We start from the raw sequence: 16,398 nt of genomic DNA, 5'->3' as shown, positions 1-16,398 counted from the left end.
TTTAACCACCTGCCGCAACGGTGGAGCCGGACAATGAGCGCGCCAGCAAAAGCAGCGCCCATGTCACCAAACCCAAGAGCACCGAAAGGGCCGCAGCGCCGGCTATGTTCGCCGAAAGCGTGAACTCCGTGTAGATGACCATCGGCAACACATCGATATCGGTCGCCAGCGTGAATGCCGTGCCAAAGGCGCCCATTGCTGTGGCAAACGCGATGGCACCCGATGCAATAAGCGCTGGCATCAATCCCGGCAGAATCACATCGCGAACCACCTGAAATGGCCCCGCGCCGAGCGATCGCGCCGCTTCTTCCAGCGCCGGGTCCAGTTTCTCGCTGGCCGCCATCACAGTCAGCAACACACGCGGAATAGAAAAATAGAGATAGCCCAGGAAAAGGCCGATCATCGAATAGGCAAACACCACATGACCAGGTGTCAGCGTGTTCACCAACCCCTGCCGACCACCGAGCAAGATGATCAGAAATCCGATCACAACGCCTGGAAAGGCGAGCGGCAAGGTCAAGATCGAGAGCACAACACCGCGACCAGGAAAGTGGTTGCGCACCAGAAACAACCCGGCAGTTGTGGAGACTGCCAGCGCCGCGATGGTCACGGCCAGCGATACCAGCACAGTGTTGAGAAGCGTTTCCATGTAACGCGGAGTTTGCAGGATATCCCAATAGATCGCCCAGCCCGCCTCTCCCTGTGAGGAAGCAAGCACAAGACGCATCAAGGGCAGCGCCAGAAAAGCCAGCGCGAAAATGCCCATGGGCAGCAAACAGAAAAGCGGGAAGAGAGAGCGGCGCATAAGCGGACTTTCAGCAAGGGCGCCCACCACAGTGGAAAGCGCCCCCGCATTGCGTGTTTTGAAACGTTACTCGACTTCAGCTAAATAGCGTTCGCCAAAAGCTGATTGCGCTGCTTCCATAGCGGCGTAATCGACTGCAGCAGCACGCTCATACTCGCTCATCGGCAAGAAGCGGGAGGCGACCTCCTCCGGCAGCTCAATCGGGCGGGCCGGACGCAGATAGGCATTGGTCCAGATCGCCTGACCTTCGTCCGACATGATGAAGTCGAGCACCTGACGACCAAGCTCAGGGTTCGGGCCATCTGCCACAAGGCTCATGACGTAAGGCACCGTCACCGTGCCTTCACAGGGAATGACAAACTCAAAGTTGCCGTCTTCCTCGTACTTGGCGCGGTAAGCGTTGAAGTCATAATCAAACAGAATGGGGATCTCGCCGGACACCACACGTGCGTAAGATGTCTGCTTGGGCACGATCGGGTCGTTTTCGCCCAGCGTCTGGAAGTACTCGATCGCTGGATCGAAATTGTCCAAATCACCACCATTGGCCATGTTGATGGCAACAGCACCGGCATAACCAACAAACGCGCTGGATGGGTCAAGATAGCCGACCATACCGCGATATTGCGGGTCATTAAGATCAGACCAACACGCAGGCACAGGAGCACCGCCAAGTGCATCGACGTTCACGAACAGGCCGAGTGTTCCTGCGTGAACGGCAAACCAACTGCCATCATCGGCGCGCAAACCTTCAGGGATTTCATCGAAACCTTCAGGCATATAAGGCTCGGCAACGCCCTCATTGGCGGCACGAATGCCCGTTGTCACACCATAGTATGCAACATCGGCAACCGGTGCCGCACGCTCAGCCAACAGCTGGCTTAGCGTTTGACCGGAGTTCTTGTTGTCGTGTGGCATGGTAATGCCAAGGTTGGCTTCAATGGCTTCAAGCATTGAAGCCCAGTCAGCCCATTGCGGGGGACAATTATAACAAACCGCGTCAGCGGCCTGTGTTGCGGTTATTTGTCCAGGTGCCAACAGTGCTGTTGTCACCATGGCGGCGGCCAAGATATGTTTCATAGATCAATCTTTCTTGAGTGATGGTTCACGAGGGTGGGTTGGTGAAGGCAGTGGAGAGGCGGCAACCTCTCCACTGTCCGTTTGATCGTCCCGGCAGCGCGAAAGCGAGCCACCGGGGCGAAAATGAAACCGCGTTTGATCACAGCTTGATGAAACCTGCTCATTGCGCAGGGCGGCCAAAACCGTCTCTGCGGCGGCGGTCCCCATCGCTTCAGGATCAGTTTGCACGGTTGCAAGAGTCGGCTCGACCATCTGGCCGATGGCGATGCCATCAAAACCGACAATCGAAAGGTCATAGGGAACGCGCAGGCTAAGGGTGCGAGCCGCCTGCATAGCTGCCAGAGCCAACATGTCGTTGGATGCAAAAATCCCGGTCAAATACCGATGCTCATCCAAAAGGCTGGGCAAATGATCGGCAAGATGGGCTGGTTCGTCATCAACCTCCAGCAGAACAGGTGCTTCAAGACCATGCTCCTGAAGGCGCGCGCCAAAACCCTCAAAACGCTGGCGGGACCGGTCTGATGAGCCAAATCGCAGGGCCAGGAAGCCCAGCAGGCGGTGCCCTTGATCAACGAAAGCGTCAGCCACCAATCTGGCGGCAGATGCATTGTCGACGCTCGCACAAGGCGCAAGGCTCGGGGCATGGTTGAACATCAACGCATGGGGCAAGCCACGCTCGCGTACCAGGTCAAGCGCTTGGCTGGTCTCTGGGTCACTGACGGTTAGCACCAACCCATCAACTTGCTTGCCCAACAGCGTGGTAACCGCTTCCAGTTCCTGATCAAGAGTATAGTTTGACCCACTCACGATCAGCTGATGACCGGCAGCACGGGCCGCGCGTTGCAACCCCTGGAGCGCCTGCGCGAAAACGGGATTGGCGATCGATGGAACCACACACCCAATGGTGCGCGTTCGTTGCGTGCGAAGTGAGCGGCCAATATCGCTAAGTTGAAAGTCAAGGCTAGCTGCCGCGGCGAGCACCCGATCATGCGTTGCTACACTGGTCGGTCCCGACCCATTGAGCACACGACTGACGGTCGCGATACCACACCCTGCCAAAGCAGCAACATCCTTGATGGAGGCGCGTCCGCGGTCGGAAGTGTTGGTTGATTTAATCACGGCTCGGGTATCGGCAGTCAGCAAATGGAAACGATTCCACAATGCCTAACACACATGACGGTTTGATGTCAGTTTCCCAAGAGCTGGGTCCAACGCCAACAGCTCGATAACCGTCATCTGGCCAAACAAGCACACGCGAGGACGACCTCAAGACCTGTCCGTCTAGGGTGGGCGCCGGGTTCGGCACACCCAGAAACAAAAGCGGCAGGCACGCGTCCAAGGTTCAGGTTTCCTGCCGTCATTCTGCTTCAACAACACCAATCATTGACCCAGAAAAAAGGAATCCCTCGCCCTAAACCGCTCTTTTTGCTGGTAAATATCGAAAACGACCTCAATGTGTTGACATGTATGGAAGTATGGAAATAGCATTTTTGCCAGGAGGAACCATATGACCCTGGTCCTGGATGATCTCAACGCTTGGCGCCTCGACCCTCTTCAGGCGGTCAGCCCTCAACTGCGTTTGATTTTAAGAAGTCGGATCATCCGCAATGACCTCAAACCAATGAGCCGTCTGTCAGAACCGGAACTTGCCAAACAATACAATGTCAGTCGGCAACCTGTGCGTGAAGCTTTCATCACATTGGCTGACGAGGGCCTGCTCGAAATCCGCCCGCAACGTGGCACATTCGTCAAGCGCATCAACTATGAGGCAGTTCTCAACGGACGCTTCGTGCGCGAGGCGGTTGAAGCCGACATCGTTGCCAAGATAGCCGCGCAGCCCGACGCTGCGTTGGTGCGCGAGTTGCGTGCACAACTCACCCGACAAAGTGAGCTTGAGGACGCAAACTCCAAACGTTTCATCGAACTGGACGAGCTGTTCCATCGCACACTGGCCAGTGCTGCTGGCGTCGCCCAGTCGTGGAACTATCTTGACGCCATCAAGTCGCAAATGGATCGCGTGCGTTTCATTTCGTACGAGGAATTTCCTGTTTCCACACTCGTGCGCCAGCACAGGGCAATCGTAGATGCGATCGAGAGCGCCAGCGTTGCCTCGGCCGAAACAGCCATGCGCACCCACCTTCAAGAAATCCTGAAATCGCTACCAAAGATTCAATCCTTGTATCCTCAGTACTTTGATTGATCGGCGGCGAGAAAACACAAAACCAAAAACCGGAGGAAACAATGAAAAATTTCAAAACACTGACAGCACTTGCTGCTGCAACATGCATCTCGGCGGTGGCATCCACAGCGGCGTTTGCACAAGAGGTAACGTTGCAGCTCGGCCATCTTGCCAATGAGCAAAATGCCTGGCACCTGGCCGCCGTGCGCTTTGGTGAAGAACTGTCGGAGCTGACGGATGGACGGATCGCCGTCGAGGTCTTCCCCAACGAGTCGCTCGGCAAAGAGATCGATCTCATCAACGGCATGCAGCTTGGCACGGTCGATATGACAATCACCGGCGAGAGCTTGCAGAACTGGGCACCAATGGCCGCCTTGCTGGCTGTGCCATATGCATACCGGTCGCTTGAGCACATGGACGAAGTCGCATCAGGCGACATCGGTGATGATATCGAAGCGCAAATCATCGAGCGTGCGCAGGTTCGACCCATCGCTTACTTCGCTCGTGGCCCGCGCAACCTGACATCACAGCGTCCCATTGCCTCGCCTGATGATCTGGATGGCATGCGCATGCGCGTTCCTAATGTGCCGCTCTTCGTCGATGTTTGGAGCGCCCTGGGGGCCTCACCAACACCGATGGCCTTTTCTGAGGTTTTCACCTCGCTGCAGAGCGGCGTGATCGATGGTCAAGAAAACCCACTGGCGCTTATCCGCTCGGCCAACTTCAATGAAGTGCAGAACTATGTGAATCAGACTGAGCACGTTCGCTCTTGGATTTACCTGACAATCGCTGAGTCGACCTGGCAGGGCCTATCGGAAGACGACCAGGCTGCAGTGATGCAAGCAGCAGCGGCAGCGCAAGAGTATGAGCGTGGTTTGTTGCTGGAGAGCCTGGCAGAAGACCGCGCACATCTTGAAGCAAACGGCATGGAGTTCGTTGAAGTCGATGGCGCTGCCTTCCAAGCAGCGGCTCGCGATGCGGTTCTAGCCAATGTGAGCGACGAGATCCGTCCGATCGTGGAAGACTTGTTCTCAAACTAGCAATCTGCTGGTTTCTCCCCGGGGAGGCTGTCGAGCCGAGTGCTTGACGGCCTCCTTGCTTCTCATCGAAAGCATCCTGCATGCAGCGCATTGAAAAAGCTGTTGTTTTGATTGCCAAGATCGGCGTCGGCGTGTCGTTTGCCATACTGATCGGTGCCGTTCTCACGCAGGTTCTAGGCCGAACCTTTGGCTCCTCACCAGTCTGGACCGAAGAGCTGACCCGCTTTGCGATGCTGTTCACCGTTGCTTTTGGCGCCGGCCTAGCATTGCGCTCCGGCGATATGGTCAATGTTGATATCGTCTGCGAAGCTCTGCCGGGCGCATGGCCTTGGCGCCTTCGCTTGTTTTCAGCGGCTGCCACCGCGTTACTCTCGGCCATCCTCATTCCAGCAGCCTGGCGCTACGTTTCGATTGGCGCTTTGCAAACATCGCCTGCTCTTGGTGTGCGCATGAACATCATTCACTTTTCCGTCTTCGCCCTACTCGTTGGTTTGTTGGTTTTTGCCACCCTGCGTCTGGTGACCATGATTTGGTTTGGCAGCGACGGCCATCCGCAAAACCGACTGGACGGATAACACCATGGGCTTGCTAGTTCTTGTTGGGTTTTTTGTTTTTGGCTTGGTTGTTGGCATTCCAATCGCCATCACGCTGGGCCTAAGTTCACTCGCCTATCTGCTGGTCATGGACATACCGGCGGTGGTGATGCCCCAAAAAATGTATGCTGGTATGGATGTGTTCGTCCTGCTCAGCATTCCAGGATTCATTCTGGCAGGCAATCTGATGAACCGTGGCGGGATCACTGAGCGCATCATTCGGTTTGCCAACGCGCTTGTCGGCTGGATACGTGGCGGGCTTGGACTCACCAATGTCGGCGCATCCATGCTGTTTGGCGGCATCACGGGCACAGCTGTGGCCGATGCTGCGTCCATTGGTGGCGTCATGATCCCGGGCATGAAGAAAGCCGGCTATCCAGCTGACTTTTCAGCCGCCGTCACGGCTGCTTCATCAACCGTCGGGCCGATCATACCACCCAGCGTGCCAATGATCATTGTCGGTGCGCTTTCCAGCATTTCGGTCGGCAAGATGTTTTTGGCTGGCGCCATTCCAGGCATCCTGATGGGACTGGCGATGATGGTGACCACCTACATCATCGCGCGAAGGCGGAACTTTCCCCGGCAAGAATGGAAAGGCGGCGGTGAAATCGCGCGCTCGTTTGCTGGTGCGTTTTGGGCTTTGGCGATGACTGGCCTCATCCTCTATGGCCTGTTGAGCGGCATCGCAACGCCCACCGAAACGGCCATCGTCGCCAGTGTTTATGCGCTGGTCGTCGGGTTGTTTGTCTATCGCGAACTGCCGCTCAAAGAGGTTCCCAAAATTCTTGTCGACAGCGCAGTGTCTGCTGCAGGCATCCTAGTACTGGTGGGCTTTGCCAATGTGTTTGGCTGGATCTTGGTGTCTGAGCGTATTCCACAAACCATCGCTGACGCGGTGCTCTCATTCACCGACAACCGCTTTGTTATCATCCTGATCATCACTGTCCTGTTGCTGATCGTTGGCATGTTTATGGAAACGATCGCGGCGTTGATCATCCTGTTTGTGCCTTTGTTAACGCTGGCAACATCGGTCGGCATTGACCCGCTGCACTTTGCAACCTTTGCCGTGCTCAACCTGATGATTGGCCTCACCACACCGCCCCTTGGTGTGTGTCTGTTCGTTTGCGCCGGGATCGCAAAACTACCGCTCAGCCCAGTCATCATTGCGATCTTGCCTTACATCGCCACCAACATCTTCATTTTGCTGCTGGTCTGCTACTTCCCCCCACTCGCCACGTGGTTGCCCTCGGTGTTGCTGCCGTGAGGACCATGCCTGACACCATGACAGTCTGTCGCCTGCACGGTCAGGATGATCTGCGCGTTGAAGAGCTGCCACTTGATCAACCGACCGCAGGCATGGCGATTGTGAGGATAGCCCGCGGTGGCATCTGTGGATCGGATCTACATTACTATTTACATGGCGGATTTGGCCCTGTTCGTGTGAAAGAACCTATCATTCTCGGCCATGAGATTGCCGGAAGTGTTGAGTGGGTGGACGACCCTAGCGGCACCATCAAAGCTGGCGACCGTGTCACTGTGAACCCTAGCCAGCCTTGCCTTTCTTGCCACTTCTGCAAGCGCGAGGAATTCCAGCATTGCATGTCGATGCGGTTTTTGGGCTCAGCTCGCACAATGCCCCACGTTCAAGGCGGCTTTCGAACCCACCTCACCATTCCTGCCAAGCAGTGCGTTACAATCAGTGAGACAACCAGCCTGGCGAGCGCTGCCTGCGCGGAACCGTTGGCGGTGTGTCTCCACGCCGCACGGCAAGCCAGTGATCTGCATGGCCAACGCGTCTTGGTCACGGGCGCAGGCCCAATCGGTGCGCTCTGCATAGCGGTTGCTGCGCATCAAGGTGCGCAAATGATCGTGGCAACAGACATCTCGGACTTCACACTTGAGACCGCTGCCAGAATGGGGGCGAGCGCGACAGTGAATGTGGCCACAAGCCCCTCCCGGATGGACAGGTTCAAAACGCCCCCTAAGGGCTTCGATGTTGTGTTGGAATGTTCAGCCGCACCTGAAGCCATCGCGATGGCAATTGAGTGCGTGCGTCCTCGTGGCACGATTGTCCAGGTCGGCGTTGCTGGCAGCCTGCCCATACCGATCAACGCGGTTGTCGGCAAAGAAATCACTTTCAGAGGAACGCATCGGTTCCATCCAGAGTTCGCAGATGCCGTCGCCCTGATCGATCAACGCAGTGTCGATGTGGAGCCGCTTCTAACCCACACCTTTCCGATGCGCGATGCGCAAGAGGCCTTCAGGGTTGCGCTTGATCGCTCCAAAGCCCTCAAAGTCCAACTGGACATGGATAGCTAGGCTCTCGAACCCTCGGGGCTACGGCCTATCTGATGAATTGACTTCGGTGCTGCAATCCAAGGGCATCGACACCAAACCGTGACCAAACATCGGGTCCCGACCAGGCTCCCCAAGATCTTCTGCGCTCCCAGCTAAGATGCTTAGAACATCAGCAGATGCCAAATCGGGCTGGCCGTGCAGAAGAGCCGCAACGGCTGCGGTAACAAACGGCGCAGCGAAGGATGTTCCTGTATGCCAGCGTGCGCCGCTTACAGAGGCAGCTGACCAAACATCCACGCCGGGCGCGGCCAAGTCGATGTGAGCCCCCTGCACTGCCCTGCGATACACGCGTCCATCCAGTGTCACAGCGGTCACCGCGATCACAGCTTCATAGGCCGCTGGATAGAGCGGTTCTGAGCGTGGGCCAGCATTGCCAACCGCAGCGACCAGAACCGTACCGCGTTGGTTGGTCAAGCGTTGAACCAACTCTTCCAGAACAGTGTTCGCCGGACCAGCAAGGCTGAGATTGATGACAGGTACATCTTGGCCAGCAAGATAGTCCAGCCCAATGACAAGCCCCTCAACATCAGCCCGTTCATCACCACCTTCGCGCGAAAACACGTCGACTGCGACCAACTCCGCATCGGGGAGCAAACCTGGTGAGCGGCTGTTGCCATCGCCCACCAGAAGCGCTGCGACAGCCGTGCCGTGCACGGCGCGAGAGCGATCCAAAGCCTCATCAGCCAAACGCTCAACGTGAAGTGCGGCCGTCGCGAACGTTTGGTGTTCGTCGTTGACCCGTGTGTCGATCATCCCAAGGCGGATGCCTGCACCGCAACTGCCCGATGGCTTCCAAGAGACCATGTGCCACGTATCGCAGTGCAGGCCATCACACGTGAAGTCCTCGGGACCTTGATTGCTGCGGTAGTAGTGATTGAAATCAGCGCCCTGCCCGGTTGGAAGCGCGCGAACACGCAAACGCGCCTGTTCCAGAGTGGAACCGCTTGGAACACCCAGCCGCCGACTAACCAAACCAAAGCTCGGCAGAACACGTTCTGAAATCAACTCATAGCCTTCATCAAGCAGAACGGAGAGGTCCTCGTCCGATAGGCCAACCGTGATGATCTCGTCAGGTGCGTTGTCTGGAAGGACAACCGCAGCAGGTGTCTGACGTGCCGGCCTTTGTGGCTGGACCTGGCGGGGCAAGAGCGGCGCGAAGAATTCACGCAAACCTGATGATCCAGACGAAGGTGAGCCGGACCTGGAACCCGATCCAGAGCTGGACGAGGAGCCCGAGCCGGAACCGCCACCTCCGCTGCTATCGTCATCGTCGTCATCATCATCACCGTCATCGTCGTCATCATCGTCGTCCGCCATAGCGGTGCCATCAAGATGATCGACCCATGGGCTCCAGGTCGGCGATAGAACAAGGCCCGCGATCAAAAGCAAAGCAGCAATATGGTTGAGAAGAAGAGCCATCGGAAACACCCGTTGTCAGCATGCAAAGGATCTTGTCCATCCATGCGCCATGCTCTTGCCCACAGATGAGGTTCAAGGCAAACGTATGACAGACACTTTTATTCCTCTTGGCCAGTGAAGTACCTCACGGCGCACGCATACAGGCAAATCTGTGAGTGAAACGTTCAGCGACGATCTGATCGCAAGCCTACCTGTTCTACGCCGGTTTGCGCTATCGCTCTGCAAGCGCGGGGATCTCGCCGACGATCTGGTTCAGATCACTGCAGAACGGGCTTTCAAGTCGCGGGACAGCTATGATCCAGCAACACGCCTTGATGCCTGGCTCTTTCGCATCCTGCGAAACGCCTGGATCGACATGACACGTCGGCAAAAAACCCAAGGGTCGCAGATCGACGTCGTCGATAACCCCGAGCTCATCAGCATTGACGGGCGTGATGTCGTGGAATCCAAGATCAGCCTCAATCAGACCGAGGAGGCTTTAACAAACCTGCCCGATGACCAGCGGGCTGTGTTGCTTTTGGTATGTGTTGAGGGTCTTTCCTATGCAGAAGCCGCCGATACGCTGGATGTTCCAAAAGGCACCATCATGAGCCGGCTGGCGCGCGGGCGAGTGGCGCTTGCAAAACAACTGGGAATAAAATCATGAGCCGCGCGTTATCAGAGCAACGAGGAGACCTGCTATGACACGTCCGCCCTTCTCTGATGAGACTTTGATGGCCTATGCCGATGATGAATTGGACGCTGAAACCATGGCAGCCGTTGAGGCTGCAATACAGAGCGACCCGGTCATCGCTGATCGTGTGGCTTTGTTTGATCTATCCCGACAGAAGCTGGCCGATGATCTCGGCGAACCGGACCCAGTTTCTGCTGAGCTTCTGGCATCAGTCAAAACTCTTGCCGACAAGCACAATGCTCAAGCTAGAGAAAGCAATACGCCGGAGGCATCTGTGGTGGCCTTCCCTACCCCAGCCGCCCAAATGCGCACCGCGTCGCGGTGGCAGCTGCCGCTTGCCGCTAGCATCGCTTTGCTGGTTGGCCTGTCTCTTGGACCGCTCCTACCCTGGCCAGGCAACAACGAGACGCGACAGGTTGCCGTAACAGGCCTTGATACACCTGGCTTGGCAACGGCTCTTGCCACCATCCCATCGGGCGAAGAGATCGCACTTGCAGACGGCAGCAGCTTAAAACCCATTGCAAGTTTCCAAGATGGTGGTGGCACACTCTGCCGCGAATTCGAGTTGGACCAAGCCTCGGGCCAGACACTGGTTTCGGTTGCCTGCCATCAAGAAGGATCTTGGTCGCTGCGTTTTGCCGTCGCTGCTGGCCAGAACGATGGCGGCTATGCCCCCGCTTCCTCTTTGGATGCCCTGGATGGATATCTCACCGCCATAGAAGCAGGAGAACCGCTGAGCCTAGACGCCGAAGCAGACGCATTGGGTAGCCTCTAGCCTCGGCTTTTTTTTACCAAGTCTTTTGCTCCCGCGGCGGCACCTCATTCCAAGGTGCCGCCGCAATACGTTCGAGGCCCTGTTCATAAAAAAATGCGCATCCCGGGGAATAAAATCGAACCCCATCCGTTTCCCCTGCAACCGACATGAAAAAGGACGTTGCAGATGCTCATTGAACCCCTCACTGCGAGTACTATTGATCGCCAGCCGATATGCCAATCGCTGAACCTGCGGCTAAAAAACAAAGCACTCACGGCCAGCATCCATGTCCCAGCAAACATCGATCCTTCCTGTCCGCCACTGTTGGCGCTGCATGGTGTCTCGCGTAACGCAGCAGCCATCTCGGCAAGTTTTGCTCCCACTTGCCTGGTGCGCGGACAGGTCCTGATTGTTCCACGGTTCAGCCGGAAACACTGGCCGCATTACCAGCAGATCGGCCGTGTACGCGCCGACAAGGCACTGCTGGAACTGATGTCAACCGTTCAGAGCCTTGGCTTTGTCAAAACCGGTACATTCGATCTGTTTGGCTACTCAGGTGGTGCACAATTGGCCCACCGGTTCGCAATGCTTTACCCAAACCGGATCAACACGCTCCATGTGGCAGCAGCCGGTTGGTACTGCGTGCCAAACACTGCCCAAACCTTCCCGATGGGCCTTGGCCTCCCGACCAGCAAAAGACCAGGATCAGTTAGATCAACGCGAAAGACGGCACGCCTTCAGCAGATTGCATCACTCGCACGCGTTCAACTCGACACGTTTTTGAAGCTGCGTTTCAGAATCTATGTCGGCGACAAGGATGAGACACGCGATCCAGCGCTCCGCCAGTGCGAGCACCTCGATCTCTTCCAAGGCAAGACCCGCCGCGAACGCGCCCGCAACTACGCTGAAAGCTTAACGCGTGCCGCCCATGACGCCGGGATCACGCCCGATGTTGTTCTCAGCGAACTACCAGGATGCGTGCACAGTTTCTCTCAGTGTGCTGCCGCAGGCATGACCCAACTCGTCTGCCGCTAAGTGGCCTTATCACCCCCTCCCCACATTTCTATTCACCAAGGAGACTTGACCATGAAACCCTCTTTTCCAAACGCCAAATGGTGCTTTTCCTCGCGTCGCATTGACCCCGCACTCGCCCATGGCCTCGATAAGGACGTCGCCTCAGCAAAACCTGGCGATATGATCCTCGGTCGCGTGATATCCATTGGACAACACGCCCGAATTCAACTGCCAACCGGTCGCCCGGCAACGCTCTACCCTGGCGATTTGGTAGCCATGCCCTGCGGCGCACGCTACGCGCCCGATCAGTTCGAGGGTTTGGCCGAAATCGATCCGAAAGGCTGCGATATGCTGGCCGGCGGTGGTTGCCTGGGTCGCATGATTCACCGCAACACCCGGCGCAAAGAACCAACACGCGTGCAACCACTCGGCCGCATTCTTGATGCAACCGGCAAAGTGATCAGCACAGAAGATCATGCCTTGCCAGCCATTGGCTCCGCATTCTCTCCTGATATTCCAATCATAGGTGTGTTTGGCGCCGCGATGAACTCCGGCAAAACAACGGCCGCTGTGGCGCTGAGCCATGGCCTCACCAAAGCTGGGTGGAAGGTTGCCGCTCTCAAAGGCACCGGCACAGGCGCTTTCGGCGACTTCAACGATTATGTTGATACCGGCGCAAGCATGGTTGCCGATTTCACAGACGCGGGCATGGTCACGACCTATTTAGAAAGCCACAAACGCGTGATGCGTGCCATCACCGACCTTGTGGCCGAGGCCCAATCCCAAGGGTGTGATATCGCCGTTCTTGAGATCGCTGACGGTCTTTTTCAGCGCGAAACGGCAGCTCTCCTAGCCGATCCAAAGTTCCGAGCCATGCTGACTGGAACTCTCTTCGCCTGTGGCGACCCACTGGCCGCCTCTGGCGGTGTTCTTGCCCTCGCACGCAACCATATCCGGCCGCTTGCACTAACAGGCATGGTGTCATGTTCGCCGATGGCGACAGCTGAAGCAAAGCAGAACACCGGGATCGACGTACTCACCCGTCAAAATCTGCTTGATCCGGCAGAAGCCAACCGGTTGGCGACCTTGGCAAGCACCAAATTATCGACGGCGGCATGACACCTCCACGCCTTTTGGGCGACCGACGAGGGTGGCTTTTTACTGCCCTTGTCGGAGCCAGCCTTCTGCAAGCTATCGGATTTGCTGGCACGGCACTGGCAACCCGATCGGCTTTTGGAGCACTCAGTAGCGATGAGAGTATTGCACGAAATACGTTGATTGCGCTTGCTGCCTCGGCGGCATTGGTCGCCATGATGCAAGTGTGTTTTCGTGTGTTGGCTGATGCCATTGGTGAGCGCTACGCAAAATCTGTCCGACTAGCCTTGTTTGCCCATGCAAGCGCCAGCGCGCAGCCTGACATTGATCGGCGACGGCGCGGCTATGTGTTCATGCGATTTATCGGCGATCTCACCGCGCTTAAACAATGGCCCGGCCTCGGCCTACCGCGATTGGTGCAGTCGATGGTTGTTTTACCGTGTTCGGTGGCCATTTTGTTCCTTCTTCATCGGCCTTTTGGCGGGATCAGTCTTGGCATTATCGGGTTGGTGCTGCTGGCAGTCTTGTTCACACGTGGCCCTCTGCTCAAGGCACACGAAAACCAACGGGCTCAACGCGCCAGAATTGCTGCTGACATGGCAGAACGCATGCCGCTTGCACCACAGCTCAAAGCTGCTCAAAGGCAAGCACGCGAAGCCACCAAGCTATCCAACCAAGCTGACAGGTTAGCGGGCCTGGCCGTTCGACGACGCAGCATCGCTGAAGCTCTAAAAGCCATACCAGACATGTCCGCTGGACTTGCAGCAGCCCTGTTTCTTGCGATCGGCGCCAATCAAAATCTAGGTACGGGCACCATCGCCGGCGCTTTAGCTGCTCTGGCTCTGACGATCACGCCACTTCGTAACCTCATGGCGTTGACTGACAAAGCCGCGGCTTTTCAAGCCGCCCACCAAAAACTCCAAGCCTTGCTGGAACGACCCACGATCTTGCCAGACGTGTCCAAAAGCGCCCTTCCGAAGGGGCCGCTGTCACTTGAGCTTAACCTACCCGGACAAGAGCAAATCATCATACAGCCGGGTGATCATGTAGCTCTCACACCAAAGCTTCTTGACCACATCGCACCCTTATTAACCGGCTTGTGCAGCTTGCCAGAAGGTCAGATCCTATTAAGCGATAGAGATGTTTGGGATATCAACGTTGAAAGCTTGGGGCGGCGTGTGGCCATCATCGATGACAGCCCCTTGGTTCTGAAGGGTAGCTTGAGGCGAGCCTTAGCCCTTGGTTTGCGCCAGCGCCCGTCTGATGAGCAGATGCTACAACGCCTCGAAAAAGTCGGGCTAACCCCGATACTGCAAACACTTGGAGGCTTAGACCGCCGGCTCTTAGAAGGCGCATCGGATTGCTCTCCGTCAGAACGGATCGAACTTGCCGCGCTTCGCGCAGCTGTCCTACGACCAGGACTGCTTCTGCTTCGCCACGGAAACGACAATCCACAGATCCTGTCCTCGCTCAAACGGCTGCGTGCAACGCTGATCACAGCGCGTGTTCCCGCGGGCGCCGCGCGAGCACCGGCCAATCCCGGCCATTGACCGACCCTGATGAGGTAGGGTCATTAGCCGGATTAATGCGCCAGGATTTACAATGCCACCCTTGTCTGTTCATACTTCCCAGCGTTTGGGGCGGAGCATGGATATCAAAGGTCAATGGCAGACGACGATCAACTGACGCGTCCCTTGCCGGATGGTCCACCTGGCGAATTGCCGGTGGGGGCTGAACTGAATGGCGGACAATACAAGATCATCAGCAACATTGCTGCTGGTGGGTTTGGCATCACCTATCTGGCCAAAGACAATCTCGACCGCGATGTCGCCCTGAAAGAGTGTTTCCCACTCGGCCTAGTGGCCCGGTCATCGAGCCGAGCGGTCAGCGCAGCCAGCGAGTCGACGGCGGCATCGTTCAGCACCGCACGCAACCTTTTCCTTCGCGAGGCTCGCCTTCTTGCCGGCCTATCGCATCCCAATGTTGTGCATGTTCAAACCCTGTTTGAAGAAAACGGCACCGCTTACATGGCCATGGATTTTATCCATGGTCAGGACTTGCAGGCTGTCATCAATGCTGATGCCAAAAGCCTGACTCCAACCGTCGTGCTGGCGTTGGCGCGCAGCCTGTTGGATGCGCTGACCTATTTGCACGAAAGCGGGCTGCTTCATCGCGACATCAAACCGTCCAACATTCGTATTGACCGTTTTGACAGACCGATCTTGATCGATTTCGGCGCGGCGCGTCAGCAAACTCGTGCTGAAACGCGCAAAATGGGCACATTCCGAGTCGTGTCCGATGGCTACTCTCCCAGCGAGTTTTACACCACCGGGGCAGAGCAGAGCCCAGCCAGTGATCTCTACTCGCTTGCCGCAACCCTTTACCACGCTATTGCCGGCGAGGCTCCGCCCGCTGCTGACGTGCGCATTCAGCGTGTCGCCACGGCAGAACCTGACCCTTACGAGGCTATGTCAGGGCGGTTCCCTGATCACGATCAGACGCTTCTTGCGCTTATTGATCGCTCCATGGCGATCTCACAAAAAGAGCGACCTCAATCGGCAAAGGCCTGGTTGGACAAGCTCAATGCAGCCGCCACAAAGGCATTGCCCCCAAGTCTTGCGCAGCAAGCACCATCAGCCGCCCCTGCGAGTGGTTCGAGCGGGTCAGGAGGCTTTCTTCGCGGCGCTTTGGTCGGTGGCGGCAGCATCGCCGTTGCAGCCGGTGTTGTTATCGCTCTACTGGGCGGTGGCATGAGCGCAGAAGACGCATCTGCTCTTCAAAACGAACTTGATACGGCGAACGGCGAAGTTAGCCAACTAAGTCAGTCTGTTACGACGCTCCAACAACAACTTGAAACGGCACGGACCGATCTTTCCGCTGCCCAACAGCAGCGTGATCAAGCCTTGGCTGACCTCGCTTCTGCTGGATCGTCAGGTGTCGCAATCCCTGCCGGGTGCCCTGACTTCGATGCGCGTTCTGGTCGGACCGTTCGGCTGACAGGCAGCTTCCTGCAATCCAACAGATCGACCTATCAGCTCACAGCAGGCGGTAGCGCCTCTTTACGCGACTGTCCCAACACGACAGGACGCGGCTATGTGGAGCAGGCTGCGAACCTCTCCATTCTTCTGTCCGATATTGCATCAGACACTGGTTGGTTGCAGTTCTCGGTGACCGCGAACTGCGACACCACCCTGCTCGTCAATACACCAACCACCATTTGGTACTTTGATGATGATTCCAACGGGCGACTTCAGCCTCGCCTGATGGTCCCCAACACCGAAGCCTTCAACGGGACCGAAGGCGGACGGCTCGATGTCTGGGTCGGCACGTTTGAGCAAGCGGAGTCTTGCGATGCAACACTGCAGGTTGAAGGGGTTTAAGCGAGCGGGAG

The 16,398-nt window shown here is 56.9% G+C and carries 15 protein-coding genes; 11 read left to right on the top strand and 4 right to left on the bottom strand.

What is annotated here, in order from left to right:
• Position 1: 1 nt before the first annotated feature.
• The 3 genes from ABWH92_RS12995 to ABWH92_RS12985 form a co-directional block, all read right to left on the bottom strand.
• Positions 2-805 carry an ABC transporter permease gene (locus ABWH92_RS12995; RefSeq protein WP_375569012.1) on the bottom strand — a complete coding sequence of 268 codons (804 nt, stop codon included), beginning with the start codon at positions 803-805 and terminating at the stop codon, positions 2-4.
• Positions 806-871: 66 nt separating this feature from the next.
• Positions 872-1,882, bottom strand: coding sequence for an ABC transporter substrate-binding protein (locus ABWH92_RS12990; RefSeq protein WP_375569010.1), 1,011 nt, complete (start codon positions 1,880-1,882; stop codon positions 872-874).
• Between the two features lie 3 nt (positions 1,883-1,885).
• The gene (locus ABWH92_RS12985) at positions 1,886-3,025 is read right to left on the bottom strand and encodes a LacI family DNA-binding transcriptional regulator (protein ID WP_375569008.1); all 1,140 of its coding nucleotides are present in this window, start codon (positions 3,023-3,025) and stop codon (positions 1,886-1,888) included.
• A gap of 364 nt (positions 3,026-3,389) precedes the next feature.
• On the opposite strand from ABWH92_RS12985, the gene ABWH92_RS12980 reads away from it, so the two are divergent.
• The 5 genes from ABWH92_RS12980 (at position 3,390) to ABWH92_RS12960 (ending at position 8,013) form a co-directional block, all read left to right on the top strand.
• Positions 3,390-4,082, top strand: a complete 693-nt coding sequence (locus tag ABWH92_RS12980) for a GntR family transcriptional regulator (protein WP_375569006.1) — start codon at positions 3,390-3,392, stop codon at positions 4,080-4,082.
• A 41-nt stretch (positions 4,083-4,123) separates the two neighbouring features.
• Complete coding sequence (locus tag ABWH92_RS12975; protein WP_375569004.1) at positions 4,124-5,101, top strand: TRAP transporter substrate-binding protein; 978 nt, start codon at positions 4,124-4,126, stop codon at positions 5,099-5,101.
• 80 nt (positions 5,102-5,181) lie between these two features.
• Positions 5,182-5,676, top strand: a complete 495-nt coding sequence (locus ABWH92_RS12970; RefSeq protein WP_375569002.1) for a TRAP transporter small permease — start codon at positions 5,182-5,184, stop codon at positions 5,674-5,676.
• A gap of 4 nt (positions 5,677-5,680) precedes the next feature.
• The gene (locus ABWH92_RS12965; RefSeq protein WP_375569000.1) at positions 5,681-6,958 is read left to right on the top strand and encodes a TRAP transporter large permease; all 1,278 of its coding nucleotides are present in this window, start codon (positions 5,681-5,683) and stop codon (positions 6,956-6,958) included.
• 5 nt (positions 6,959-6,963) lie between these two features.
• Positions 6,964-8,013, top strand: coding sequence for an L-idonate 5-dehydrogenase (locus ABWH92_RS12960; RefSeq protein WP_375568998.1), 1,050 nt, complete (start codon positions 6,964-6,966; stop codon positions 8,011-8,013).
• Positions 8,014-8,031: 18 nt separating this feature from the next.
• Here ABWH92_RS12960 and ABWH92_RS12955 read toward each other — a convergent pair whose 3' ends face one another.
• A complete protein-coding gene (locus tag ABWH92_RS12955) occupies positions 8,032-9,471 on the bottom strand; it encodes a S8 family serine peptidase (protein ID WP_375568996.1) in 1,440 nt (479 codons plus the stop codon).
• A 151-nt stretch (positions 9,472-9,622) separates the two neighbouring features.
• Between ABWH92_RS12955 and ABWH92_RS12950 the strand changes: the two genes are divergently transcribed.
• From ABWH92_RS12950 to ABWH92_RS12925, 6 genes are all read left to right on the top strand, one after another.
• The gene (locus ABWH92_RS12950) at positions 9,623-10,117 is read left to right on the top strand and encodes an RNA polymerase sigma factor (RefSeq protein WP_375568995.1); all 495 of its coding nucleotides are present in this window, start codon (positions 9,623-9,625) and stop codon (positions 10,115-10,117) included.
• A 34-nt stretch (positions 10,118-10,151) separates the two neighbouring features.
• Positions 10,152-10,919, top strand: coding sequence for an anti-sigma factor family protein (locus tag ABWH92_RS12945; RefSeq protein WP_375568993.1), 768 nt, complete (start codon positions 10,152-10,154; stop codon positions 10,917-10,919).
• Between the two features lie 165 nt (positions 10,920-11,084).
• Positions 11,085-11,933: a hypothetical protein gene (locus tag ABWH92_RS12940; protein ID WP_375568992.1), complete on the top strand. Its 849-nt coding sequence runs from the start codon at positions 11,085-11,087 to the stop codon at positions 11,931-11,933.
• Positions 11,934-11,984: 51 nt separating this feature from the next.
• Positions 11,985-13,031 (top strand): hypothetical protein, encoded by a 1,047-nt coding sequence (locus ABWH92_RS12935; RefSeq protein ID WP_375568990.1) that lies wholly within the window; start codon positions 11,985-11,987, stop codon positions 13,029-13,031.
• Positions 13,028-14,557 carry a hypothetical protein gene (locus tag ABWH92_RS12930; RefSeq protein WP_375568988.1) on the top strand — a complete coding sequence of 510 codons (1,530 nt, stop codon included), beginning with the start codon at positions 13,028-13,030 and terminating at the stop codon, positions 14,555-14,557. Before ABWH92_RS12935 ends, ABWH92_RS12930 begins: the two co-directional genes overlap by 4 nt.
• A 114-nt stretch (positions 14,558-14,671) precedes the next feature.
• Positions 14,672-16,387 (top strand): serine/threonine protein kinase, encoded by a 1,716-nt coding sequence (locus tag ABWH92_RS12925; protein WP_375568986.1) that lies wholly within the window; start codon positions 14,672-14,674, stop codon positions 16,385-16,387.
• The last annotated feature ends 11 nt before the right edge of the window (positions 16,388-16,398 follow it).

The organism is Ahrensia marina, from assembly GCF_042140245.1.
Classification (GTDB): domain Bacteria; phylum Pseudomonadota; class Alphaproteobacteria; order Rhizobiales; family MH13; genus MH13.
This window is presented reverse-complemented; position numbering and strand designations above follow the sequence as displayed.

Excerpts from the sequence above, each read along its gene's own strand:
- ABWH92_RS12990 (WP_375569010.1), bottom strand. The coding sequence starts at position 1,882 with ATGAAACATATCTTGGCCGCCGCCATGGTGACAACAGCACTGTTGGCA.
- ABWH92_RS12925 (WP_375568986.1), top strand. The coding sequence starts at position 14,672 with ATGGCAGACGACGATCAACTGACGCGTCCCTTGCCGGATGGTCCACCT.
- ABWH92_RS12955 (WP_375568996.1), bottom strand. The coding sequence starts at position 9,471 with ATGGCTCTTCTTCTCAACCATATTGCTGCTTTGCTTTTGATCGCGGGC.
- ABWH92_RS12965 (WP_375569000.1), top strand. The coding sequence starts at position 5,681 with ATGGGCTTGCTAGTTCTTGTTGGGTTTTTTGTTTTTGGCTTGGTTGTT.
- ABWH92_RS12935 (WP_375568990.1), top strand. The coding sequence starts at position 11,985 with ATGAAACCCTCTTTTCCAAACGCCAAATGGTGCTTTTCCTCGCGTCGC.
- ABWH92_RS12960 (WP_375568998.1), top strand. The coding sequence starts at position 6,964 with ATGCCTGACACCATGACAGTCTGTCGCCTGCACGGTCAGGATGATCTG.
- ABWH92_RS12940 (WP_375568992.1), top strand. The coding sequence starts at position 11,085 with ATGCTCATTGAACCCCTCACTGCGAGTACTATTGATCGCCAGCCGATA.
- ABWH92_RS12995 (WP_375569012.1), bottom strand. The coding sequence starts at position 805 with ATGCGCCGCTCTCTCTTCCCGCTTTTCTGTTTGCTGCCCATGGGCATT.
- ABWH92_RS12930 (WP_375568988.1), top strand. The coding sequence starts at position 13,028 with ATGACACCTCCACGCCTTTTGGGCGACCGACGAGGGTGGCTTTTTACT.
- ABWH92_RS12980 (WP_375569006.1), top strand. The coding sequence starts at position 3,390 with ATGACCCTGGTCCTGGATGATCTCAACGCTTGGCGCCTCGACCCTCTT.
- ABWH92_RS12970 (WP_375569002.1), top strand. The coding sequence starts at position 5,182 with ATGCAGCGCATTGAAAAAGCTGTTGTTTTGATTGCCAAGATCGGCGTC.
- ABWH92_RS12945 (WP_375568993.1), top strand. The coding sequence starts at position 10,152 with ATGACACGTCCGCCCTTCTCTGATGAGACTTTGATGGCCTATGCCGAT.
- ABWH92_RS12975 (WP_375569004.1), top strand. The coding sequence starts at position 4,124 with ATGAAAAATTTCAAAACACTGACAGCACTTGCTGCTGCAACATGCATC.